The organism is Vibrio sp. D401a (assembly GCF_030248515.1).
GTDB classification, from domain to species: Bacteria; Pseudomonadota; Gammaproteobacteria; order Enterobacterales; family Vibrionaceae; genus Vibrio; species Vibrio rotiferianus.
This window is the reverse complement of sequence record NZ_JAHGAI010000090.1, coordinates 1-10,507: the sequence shown is the minus strand read 5'-3', so window position 1 is coordinate 10,507 and position 10,507 is coordinate 1. Positions and strand designations below refer to the sequence as shown.

Below are 10,507 nucleotides of genomic sequence, written 5' to 3'. Positions count from 1 at the left end.
GATAGACCTGCAGGCAGTAGTTATAAAACTACTTAAAACATGGTGCGGAAGGAGAGACTTGAACTCTCACACCTTGCGGCGCCAGAACCTAAATCTGGTGCGTCTACCAATTCCGCCACTTCCGCATCTATTCCTAACAGCACTATAAAAAGAACAGTTAGGAATGGTGGCTACGACGGGATTCGAACCTGTGACCCCATCATTATGAGTGATGTGCTCTAACCAGCTGAGCTACGTAGCCAAAACCATGTTTTCTTGTTCTCGCCGCTAAGTTGCCTTGTCGTCGGGAACGGCGCGCATTATGCGAAGTTGAGTGAGATCCGTCAACAGTTTTTTTCAATAAATCCTGCAAAATCCATCGTTCGCTTTCTTTTTAAACAAAGAGGCGCGTTTATGATCTAAAACTGGAAATAAAATGGCTTGCAGTAAGAGACTTAATTTCTTGTCATTTATGAATGGCATAAAAAAAGCCAGCACTATGGCTGGCTTTTTATGTAAATGAAGTGTTTAGAATTCATTCACTTAATTATACGTTGAAGCGGAAGTGTATAACATCGCCATCTTTCACGATGTATTCTTTACCTTCTAGACGCCATTTACCTGCGTCTTTCGCGCCGCTTTCACCGTTGAATTGGATGAAATCGTCGTAACCAACAACTTCAGCGCGGATGAAGCCTTTTTCGAAGTCAGTGTGGATCTTCGCAGCTGCTTTTGGTGCTGTTGCTCCTACAGGGATAGTCCATGCACGAACTTCTTTCACGCCAGCCGTGAAGTAAGTTTGTAGGTTCAGTAGTTCGTAACCTGCGCGGATAACGCGGTTTAGGCCAGGCTCTTCGATACCAAGGTCAGCTAGGAACTCTTCACGCTCGTCATCTTCTAGTTCAGCCATTTCTGATTCGATAGCTGCACATACAGGAACAACAACGTTGTTTTCTTTCGCTGCAAACTCACGTACTGCGTCTAGGTATGCATTGTCTTCAAAACCATCTTCGTTCACGTTAGCGATGTACATCGTTGGTTTTAGCGTTAGGAAGTTCAGGTAGCCAATTGCTGCTAGTTCTTCTTTTGCAAGCTCAATAGTACGCGCCATGCCACCTTCTGTTAGTACAGGAAGTAGTTTTTCTAGAACCGTCAGTTCGAATTTCGCGTCTTTGTCGCCGCCTTTTGCTTTCTTAGCGTTACGCTGGATAGCGCGCTCACAAGAATCAAGGTCAGCCATCGCTAGCTCAAGGTTGATAACTTCAATATCTTCGATTGGAGATACTTTACCTGCAACGTGAACGATGTTGTCGTTTTCAAAACAACGTACAACGTGGCCGATTGCGTCAGTTTCACGGATGTTCGCTAGGAATTTGTTACCTAGACCTTCACCACGAGATGCACCTGCAACTAGACCAGCGATGTCTACGAATTCCATTGTGGTAGGCAGAACTTTCTGTGGGTTAACGATCTTTGCTAGAGCATCTAGACGTAGATCTGGCACAGGAACCACACCAGTGTTTGGTTCAATGGTACAGAACGGGAAGTTTGCTGCTTCAATACCCGCTTTAGTTAGTGCGTTAAACAGAGTTGATTTACCAACGTTAGGTAGACCAACGATGCCACATTTAAAACCCATGATAGTAACCTTATTCAGCTTTGAACGTGTGGAGGCGATTTTGTGCTTTTGATAGACCATCCTTAATTAGGATATCCAGACAGCGCACTGATTCGTCAGCTGCGGCGTCTAGTAGCTCTTGCTCTTTCGCTGGAGCTTTGCCTAGTACAAAACCTGCCACTTTATCTTTGTGTCCCGGATGGCCAATGCCGATACGAAGACGATAAAAATCTTTGTTATTGCCCAGTTTGCTAATGGTATCACGCAGGCCATTGTGGCCACCGTGACCGCCACCTTTCTTAAACTTAGCGACACCTGGCGGTAAGTCTAGCTCGTCGTGAGCAACCATGATCTCTTCTGGCTTAATTTGGTAAAACTTCGCAAGTGCTGCGATCGCTTTGCCAGATAGGTTCATGAAGGTGGTTGGGATTAGCAAACGGAGATCCTGGCCATTGACCATAATGCGTCCTGTTAGGCCAAAGAACTTTGGTTCATTCTTTAGGGTAACGTTGTGAACGCGAGCTAATTCTTCTACAACCCAAGCGCCCGCATTGTGACGAGTTTTGGCGTATTCTGGTCCCGGATTAGCAAGACCAACAAGAAGTTTGATTGGTTGAGTCAAGGTTAGGATCTCTCTGGAATCTCAAAAAGCGCAGTATGATAGCACAGAATTCTCGCGGTGGGCGACTAAGGGATTTTCTGCCTATCGATACAAATAAAAAAACACCCCAAAGAGGGGTGCTTTTGAAATCAGTTTAACTGAAATGTTCGGATTAGTTGAACATTGCAGAGATTGACTCTTCGTTGCTGATGCGACGAATCGCTTCAGCTAGCATGCGAGATAGGCTTAGTGTGGTTACTTTGCCAGTTGCAGCCATCTCTTTAGATAGAGAGATAGAGTCAGTTACGATAACTTGGTCAAGAACAGAGTTCTTAATGTTGTCCGCAGCGTTACCAGAGAATACAGCGTGAGTTGCGTAAGCGAATACACGCTTAGCACCGCGCTCTTTTAGCGCTTCAGCTGCTTTACATAGTGTGCCACCAGTATCGATCATGTCATCAACGATCACACAGTCACGACCTTCAACGTCACCGATTAGGTTCATTACTTCAGAAACGTTTGCACGTGGACGACGCTTATCAACGATAGCGATGTCGATGTCACCTAGTGCTTTTGCTGTTGCACGAGCACGAACAACGCCACCTAGGTCAGGAGAAACCACAACAGGGTTTTCTAGACCACGAGATTGCATGTCTTCTAGAAGTACAGGTGTACCGAAGATGTTATCAACTGGTACATCGAAGAAGCCTTGAATTTGCTCTGCGTGTAGGTCGATAGTCAGAACGCGGTCAACACCAACGTTAGATAGGAAATCAGCAACAACTTTTGCAGTGATTGGCACACGAGAAGAACGTACACGACGATCTTGGCGAGCGTAGCCGAAGTAAGGAATAACTGCAGTGATACGGCCTGCTGAAGCACGGCGCATTGCATCAATCATAACAACCAGTTCCATTAGGTTGTCGTTAGTCGGTGCACAAGTGGATTGAATGATAAAAACATCGCTACCACGAACATTCTCATTGATTTGAACTGCAACTTCGCCATCAGAAAAGCGAGAAACAGATGCATCACCTAGAGAGATGTAAAGACGATCAGCAATACGTTGGGCTAGTTCAGGTGTTGCGTTACCAGCAAATAGCTTCATATCAGGCACGGTGGAAACCTCGGGTTTGCGTCCAGTTTTAGTTAGGTCGGTGTGAGGCTGATTGGTATTCAGCCAAAGTCTCTTTTAGTGGCGAAACATTGCGCCCTTGAGCGACAAATGCCGAGACTTTATCAGAGAGTTGTGCAAGGATAGCTTCTGCTTCATATTTGCTGGAAAATTCAGCAAATACGCAAGATCCTGTCCCCGTCAATCTTGACGGCGCGTATTGTAGCAGCCAAGAAAGTTGGTTATCAACCTCTGGGTAGAGCATTCGTACAATTTTTTCGCAATCGTTTACGCTTGGTGCGTTCAAAAGCGTTTCCAAATCTCGTTTTGGTGTGTTTCGAGTTAAGTCTGGATGTCGGAATATGTCAGCTGTTGCAATAGAAACGTTCGGGCGAACGACTAAATACCATTTCTCTTCTGGATGAGCAGGAGATAGCTTCTCACCGACACCCTCGGCAAAAGCGGCGAAACCGCGCACAAATACAGGCACATCTGCGCCAAGAGCTAAGCCTATTTCTGCTAGTTCATCGTCACTGAGATTGGTTTGCCAAAGGTAGTTAAGGGCGACTAACGCCGTTGCTGCATTAGAGGAGCCCCCGCCGATTCCGCCGCCCATAGGTAAAATCTTATTTAGATCGATATGTGCGCCGTATGAGCAATTTGCGTAACGCTGAAGTGCAGTTGCGGCTTTCCAGATCAAGTTATCGTGCAGTGGCACACCTTCAATCTCAGGGGAAATGCTGATCTCACCCGAGTTGTTCGCTTGGATAGTGAGTTCATCCCCGTGGTCGACGAATTGGAATAGCGTTTGTAGTTCATGGTAGCCATTTTCAGTGCGACCATTGATATAAAGAAAGAGATTCAATTTCGCTGGTGATGGCCAGCGGGTTGAAAGGTCGATCATTGGGTGATGTTCCATTTTGTGATCACTAAATTAATTTTTACATCAGACGTACTTAGTTTGAGTTTACTTGGTAGAGGCAACGTCTGGTTATGCCACTCAATGTCACCGTAACGCTGGTAATCGATATTCCAATCGTTTAAGCCAATCTGTTTATCCAGAACTTGTAACGTGTTAGTGGATGAAAGTTGGAATGAGTCAGCGTTGGTGGGCAAGCCGAGTAGCCAGTCGGGCAGGTGATCAACAGGCATCATTAAGCCGGTTAAACGGTAAATCAGTTGATTAGCGTTACGCGCGGTGAGTACTTGATCGTCATAAGTTTCGACAGTCGCGCCTTGCGGAGTAATGGTGAGCTTTAATGCGGTTTGGCCTAGCACGGTAGTTAAGCGGAGTTGGCTTAATGTTGTTGATTGCTTCCAATAAAAGTTGAGGCTTTGTCTTTGGTCGGGAGCAATATAGCCAAGTTTACCTGTGGCTTGAAAGTCATTAATGGTTTTGAGTCGCTGCTCGTGTGCTTGCCACTCTACGCTAGTGATGCTGTCAGGGACAGAACTACAACCCGCGAGCAAAATGCTCGAAAAAAATAAGATGAGAAAGGAGCGTAAGGTCATGTTTGATGGCTTATTAATCAGTTTCATCGGTAATCGCTCACAACTATAGCATTGAAAAGCCGAGTGAAGGAAAACAAATCCGGCTTACCCTTTCAATAAATGCGTGCTTACAGTAAAATTCTGAACCTATTTTATAACCGATCTCAGAGATACCACGTTAGATGTCCTTGCTTGCTATTGGAATCAATCACAATACAGCGTCTGTTGACTTGCGAGAGAAAGTGGCTTTCGGACCCGATAAACTGGGCCCAGCACTTGAGCAACTCAGAGACCATGAAGCCGTTAATGGTAGTGTGATTGTTTCAACCTGTAACCGTACCGAAGTGTACTGCGACGTAAAGCAAGGAGCGCGAAATAAGCTTATCGACTGGTTAGCCCAGTTCCATCAAGTTAGTCAAGAAGACTTGATGCCGAGTCTTTATGTCCATGAAGAACAAGCGGCGATTAAGCACTTGATGCGTGTTTCTTGCGGCCTTGATTCACTGGTACTAGGTGAGCCTCAGATTTTGGGTCAGGTAAAACAAGCGTTTTCCGATTCCCGTGATCATCAGGCGGTGGATGCGTCGATTGATAAGTTGTTTCAAAAGACTTTTTCAGTCGCAAAACGCGTTCGAACAGAAACCGACATTGGTGGTAATGCGGTGTCAGTGGCGTATGCTGCATGTACACTGGCGAAACACATCTTTGAATCACTTTCTGACTCCACGGTATTGTTAGTCGGGGCAGGTGAAACCATCGAACTGGTGGCAAAGCACTTAGCGTCGAATGGCTGTACTAAGATGATTGTTGCTAACCGAACTCGAGAGCGTGCTCTTGGTTTGGCTGAAGAGTTTGGTGCAGAAGTGATCAGCTTGAATGAAATTCCAGATCATCTATCTAGAGCAGACATTGTGATTAGCTCGACAGCGAGTCCTTTGCCTATCATTGGTAAGGGCATGGTCGAGACTGCGTTGAAGCAACGCCGTCATCAGCCAATGCTATTGGTAGATATTGCCGTTCCACGTGATGTGGAAGCGCAGGTCGGTGAATTAAGTGACGCTTATTTGTATTCGGTGGATGACTTACAGTCGATCATCGATAACAACATTGAACAACGTAAAGTAGAAGCCATTCAGGCAGAAGCGATCGTTAGCGAAGAAAGTGCGGCATTTATGACGTGGCTACGTTCACTCCAAGCAGTGGACAGCATTCGTGATTACCGTAAATCTGCCAACGAGATTCGTGAAGACCTACTAAGTAAAAGCCTGCAATCACTGGCAACCGGTGCAGACCCGGAAAAAGTACTGCGCGAGCTTAGCAATAAACTCACCAATAAACTGATTCACGCTCCGACTCGTGCGCTGCAAAGTGCGGCAGAGCAGGGCGAACCAGCAAAATTAACGGTTATCCGCCAGACACTTGGTTTGGATGATCTGTAACTCACGCTTTTTATTAAGAAAACGACACTATGAAAGCCTCAATTCTGACTAAGCTAGAAACGCTAGTAGAACGTTACGAAGAAGTTCAACATCTTCTTGGTGATCCTGACGTAATTGGAAATCAGGACAAATTCCGCGCTCTATCAAAAGAGTATTCTCAGCTAGAAGAAGTTACTAAGTGCTTCCAAGCATACCAACAAGCGCAAGACGATCTTGTAGCCGCTGAAGAGATGGCTAACGAAGATGACGAAGAAATGCGTGAAATGGCGCAGGAAGAAATCAAAGAAGCAAAAGAAGCGATCGAGCGTCTAGCTGATGAGCTTCAGATCCTTCTTCTTCCAAAAGATCCAAACGATGACCGCAACTGTTTCCTTGAGATTCGAGCTGGTGCTGGCGGTGATGAAGCGGGTATCTTCGCTGGTGACCTGTTCCGTATGTACAGCAAGTACGCAGAGAAGCGTGGCTGGCGCATCGAAGTGATGTCTTCTAACGAAGCAGAACACGGTGGTTACAAAGAGATGATCGCGAAAGTGAGCGGTGACGGTGCATACGGCGTGCTGAAGTTTGAGTCAGGCGGTCACCGTGTACAACGTGTACCTGCAACAGAATCTCAAGGTCGTGTTCATACTTCTGCATGTACCGTAGCGGTTATGGCGGAAATCCCAGAAGCAGATCTACCAGAAATTAAAGCGGCAGACCTAAAAATCGATACATTCCGTGCATCTGGCGCGGGTGGTCAGCACGTTAACACCACGGATTCTGCAATCCGTATTACCCACTTACCAACAGGTACAGTGGTAGAGTGTCAAGACGAGCGTTCACAGCATAAGAACAAAGCAAAAGCGATGGCAGTACTTGCTGCTCGTATCGTTCAAGCGGAAGAAGAACGTCGTGCAGCAGAAGTGTCTGACACACGTCGTAACCTACTGGGTTCTGGTGACCGTAGTGACCGTATCCGTACTTACAACTACCCACAAGGCCGTGTTTCTGACCACCGTATCAACCTAACCATCTACCGTTTGAACGAAGTGATGGAAGGTGACCTGCAAAGCTTGATTGATCCAGTGCTTCAAGAGCACCAAGCAGACCAACTTGCGGCGCTCGCTGAGAACAACTAATCGATGAGCCAAGTTCAATCGATTGAGCAAGCACTGAAAAGTGCAACGGCAATTCTGACAGAAGGCGGCAAAGAGTCGCCTTCCCTTGATGCTGCCGTACTTCTTTGCCATGTCCTTGGCAAACCAAGAACCTATCTACTCACTTGGCCAGAAAAAGCCTTAGAAGCCGAGCAGCAAGCTCAGTTTGATGCGCTTTTAGAGCGACGTATTGCGGGCGAGCCGGTGGCGTATATCATCGGTGAGCGTGAGTTCTGGTCTTTGCCACTTAAAGTCTCCCCATCGACGCTGATACCAAGACCAGATACGGAACGTTTAGTTGAAGTCGCACTGGATAAAACGTATGGGCAGACTGGAAAAATCCTAGATTTGGGTACCGGTACAGGTGCGATTGCGCTTGCATTGGCATCTGAGATGCCGAACCGCCAAGTGATGGGTGTTGACCTAAAGCAAGAGGCTAAAGAGCTTGCTGAGTACAATGCGTCGCAGTTAAACATCAAAAATGTGACGTTTGACCAAGGTAGCTGGTTTGAACCTATTGCTAGCGGAACAAAGTTTGCTTTAATTGTCTCCAACCCGCCGTATATCGACGAAAAAGATCCGCATCTTTCTCAAGGGGATGTGCGCTTTGAACCAAAATCAGCGCTTGTCGCCGATGAAAATGGCTTAGCGGATATTCGTCATATATCTGACCATGCTCGTCAGTATTTGGAAGATGGTGGGTGGCTCGCATTTGAACATGGTTATGACCAAGGAGAAGCGGTCCGTGAGATCATGACTCACTTTGGTTTTGAACAAGTAGTCACGGAAAAAGACTACGGTGGTAATGATCGAGTGACGCTTGGTTGTTACAAGCCTCAATAATAACGAGCAAGTCAGCAGTAACTTATAAAAGAGAAGAGAAATGTACGTAGCTCTAAAACATATTCACTTGGTGACGATCGCATTGAGCGCGATGTTACTATCGATCCGATTTGTGTTGTTGATGATGGACTCTCCAAAACGCAACAATCGCTTCCTGAAAGTTTTCCCACACATTGTTGATACCGCGTTGTTGCTGTCTGGTATTGGTTTGATCATGGTGACAGGCTTTATTCCTTTTACCGAATCAGCACCATGGCTAACCAACAAAATTACTTGTGTGCTTGCGTACATTGCTCTTGGCTTCTTCGCAATGAAGATGGCGAAAAACAAGCTACTGAGAATATTTGCTTTCTTTGGAGCACTTGGTTGGCTAGTGATGGCGGCCAACATTGCCGTATCTAAAAATCCGAACTTATTTGGGTAATCGTCATGCTAGAGTTTTTTGACGAAGATTTTGACAATATGGCATTGGTCGAAGGGGCGTTGGTGCTGAACCAATCGGTAAACCCAGACACCAATGTACATTGGGCAAAGCAAGAGCTAGAACGCCTTTATAAAGAAGCGGAAGCTATCTTGGTTCACGAGACGGATGAAGAACAACGTTTCGAATCGTTTCTGCGCTTATTCTTTTATGAGTGGGGCTTTAAAGGCGACGAGCAAGAGTACTTTATCTCTGACAACAGCTTTATCGATAAAGTGTTGGAGCGCAAAAAAGGCATTCCGGTCAGTCTTGGTGCCATCTTGCTTTACTTGGGCAATCGTCTTGGCTTCCCGATGAAAGGGGTGACATTCCCGACTCAATTCTTGATCAAAGTGGATTGGATGCACAAAACACCAGACTACATTAACCCGTTTAACGGTGAGTATGTCGGTGAGAAAATCCTCCAAGCTTGGTTGATTGGTCAAGAAGGCCCGCTGGCAACATTAAAGCCAGAACACTTTGAAGAAGCGGACAACCCGACTGTGATTGGTCGTTGGTTGGCGTTGATTAAGAGCGCCATGCTACGTGAAGAGCGTTACACATTGGCGCTGCGCTGTACCAATCTTGCGTTGACGTTTGTCCCTGATGACCCATACGAGATTCGTGACCGTGGTTTTATCTTCCAGCAGTTGGATTGCCATCAGGTAGCGGTGTCTGATTTTCAGTACTTTATTGACCAATGCCCAGATGATCCGGCATCAGAGCTACTAAAATCACAAGTTAACGCCATGAGCGAAAAGCACGTTACGCTTCACTAATTTTATCGGCATGCTCGAACGGCATGTCGAAGACAGATAAAAGAGAATCAAAATGGAACAGAAAATCGTTAATATTGGCGACATTCAAGTTGCTAACGACAAGCCATTCACCCTATTTGCAGGTATGAACGTTCTTGAGTCTCGTGATCTTGCTATGCAGATCTGTGAGCACTACGTAAAAGTAACGGACAAACTTGGTATCCCATACGTGTTTAAGGCGTCGTTCGACAAAGCGAACCGCAGTTCTGTTCACTCATACCGTGGTCCTGGTCTGGAAGAAGGCATGAAAATCTTCCAAGAGCTGAAAGACACGTTCGGCGTGAAGATCATCACTGATGTTCACACTGAAGAGCAAGCTCAACCAGTCGCAGACGTGGTTGACGTTATCCAACTTCCAGCATTCCTAGCTCGTCAAACTGACCTTGTTGAAGCAATGGCGAAAACAGGTGCGGTGATTAATGTTAAGAAACCTCAGTTCATGAGCCCTGGTCAAGTGGGTAACATCGTTGAGAAGTTTGCAGAGTGTGGTAACGAAAACATCATCCTTTGTGAGCGCGGTTCTTGCTACGGTTACGACAACCTAGTGGTTGATATGCTTGGCTTTGGTGTGATGAAAAACGCATCGAAAGGCAGCCCAATCATCTTTGACGTAACGCACTCACTACAAATGCGTGATCCATCGGGCGCGGCATCAGGCGGTCGTCGTGAGCAGACTGTTGAACTGGCGAAAGCAGGTCTAGCAACAGGTATTGCAGGTCTATTTATCGAAGCGCACCCGAACCCAGATCAAGCACGTTGTGATGGCCCATCTGCGCTGCCGCTAGACAAACTAGAGCCGTTCCTAGCGCAAATGAAATCACTAGACGATCTAATCAAGAGCTTTGCAGACATCGATATCAAATAATCGGTTGTTGTGAATGTTTAAATGAAATGGTCAGCCTGTGTGCTGGCCATTTTTGTATCGACACATTGATTCTGCTTCACTATCCTTTTCTCGCTTCTCGCTTCTCGCTTCTCGCTTCTCGCTTCTCGCTTCTCGCTTCTCGC

The 10,507-nt window shown here is 46.2% G+C and carries 11 protein-coding genes and 2 tRNA genes; 6 read left to right on the top strand and 7 right to left on the bottom strand.

Annotation, left to right across the window (positions count from 1 at the left end):
* Positions 1–40: 40 nt before the first annotated feature.
* The 7 genes from KIV41_RS24490 to lolB all read right to left on the bottom strand — a co-directional run bounded on the left by KIV41_RS24490 (position 41) and on the right by lolB (position 4,851).
* Positions 41–125: transfer RNA gene (locus tag KIV41_RS24490), tRNA-Leu, on the bottom strand.
* A gap of 39 nt (positions 126–164) precedes the next feature.
* Positions 165–241: transfer RNA gene (locus KIV41_RS24485), tRNA-Met, on the bottom strand.
* A 285-nt stretch (positions 242–526) separates the two neighbouring features.
* Positions 527–1,618: a redox-regulated ATPase YchF gene (gene ychF / locus KIV41_RS24480; RefSeq protein ID WP_038885382.1), complete on the bottom strand. Its 1,092-nt coding sequence runs from the start codon at positions 1,616–1,618 to the stop codon at positions 527–529.
* 10 nt (positions 1,619–1,628) lie between these two features.
* Positions 1,629–2,219 (bottom strand): aminoacyl-tRNA hydrolase, encoded by a 591-nt coding sequence (gene pth, locus KIV41_RS24475; protein WP_005438598.1) that lies wholly within the window; start codon positions 2,217–2,219, stop codon positions 1,629–1,631.
* Positions 2,220–2,370: 151 nt separating this feature from the next.
* Positions 2,371–3,315: a ribose-phosphate pyrophosphokinase gene (locus KIV41_RS24470; RefSeq protein ID WP_010446481.1), complete on the bottom strand. Its 945-nt coding sequence runs from the start codon at positions 3,313–3,315 to the stop codon at positions 2,371–2,373.
* A 28-nt stretch (positions 3,316–3,343) separates the two neighbouring features.
* Positions 3,344–4,216 carry a 4-(cytidine 5'-diphospho)-2-C-methyl-D-erythritol kinase gene (ispE, locus tag KIV41_RS24465; RefSeq protein ID WP_171052053.1) on the bottom strand — a complete coding sequence of 291 codons (873 nt, stop codon included), beginning with the start codon at positions 4,214–4,216 and terminating at the stop codon, positions 3,344–3,346.
* Positions 4,213–4,851, bottom strand: coding sequence for a lipoprotein insertase outer membrane protein LolB (lolB, locus tag KIV41_RS24460; RefSeq protein ID WP_081641200.1), 639 nt, complete (start codon positions 4,849–4,851; stop codon positions 4,213–4,215). The genes ispE and lolB overlap by 4 nt, the downstream gene beginning before the upstream one ends.
* A 134-nt stretch (positions 4,852–4,985) precedes the next feature.
* On the opposite strand from lolB, the gene hemA reads away from it, so the two are divergent.
* From hemA to kdsA, 6 genes are read left to right on the top strand one after another with little or no spacing between them, the layout of a single operon-like run.
* Positions 4,986–6,242 (top strand): glutamyl-tRNA reductase, encoded by a 1,257-nt coding sequence (gene hemA / locus KIV41_RS24455; RefSeq protein ID WP_038885385.1) that lies wholly within the window; start codon positions 4,986–4,988, stop codon positions 6,240–6,242.
* Between the two features lie 29 nt (positions 6,243–6,271).
* The gene (prfA, locus tag KIV41_RS24450) at positions 6,272–7,360 is read left to right on the top strand and encodes a peptide chain release factor 1 (protein ID WP_038885386.1); all 1,089 of its coding nucleotides are present in this window, start codon (positions 6,272–6,274) and stop codon (positions 7,358–7,360) included.
* Positions 7,361–7,363: 3 nt separating this feature from the next.
* Positions 7,364–8,221, top strand: coding sequence for a peptide chain release factor N(5)-glutamine methyltransferase (gene prmC, locus KIV41_RS24445; protein WP_045385312.1), 858 nt, complete (start codon positions 7,364–7,366; stop codon positions 8,219–8,221).
* 40 nt (positions 8,222–8,261) lie between these two features.
* Positions 8,262–8,645, top strand: a complete 384-nt coding sequence (locus tag KIV41_RS24440; RefSeq protein WP_010446496.1) for a SirB2 family protein — start codon at positions 8,262–8,264, stop codon at positions 8,643–8,645.
* Between the two features lie 5 nt (positions 8,646–8,650).
* Positions 8,651–9,460 (top strand): SirB1 family protein, encoded by an 810-nt coding sequence (locus KIV41_RS24435; protein WP_285337835.1) that lies wholly within the window; start codon positions 8,651–8,653, stop codon positions 9,458–9,460.
* A gap of 52 nt (positions 9,461–9,512) precedes the next feature.
* Positions 9,513–10,364 (top strand): 3-deoxy-8-phosphooctulonate synthase, encoded by an 852-nt coding sequence (kdsA, locus tag KIV41_RS24430; RefSeq protein WP_285337834.1) that lies wholly within the window; start codon positions 9,513–9,515, stop codon positions 10,362–10,364.
* Positions 10,365–10,507 lie beyond the last annotated feature (143 nt).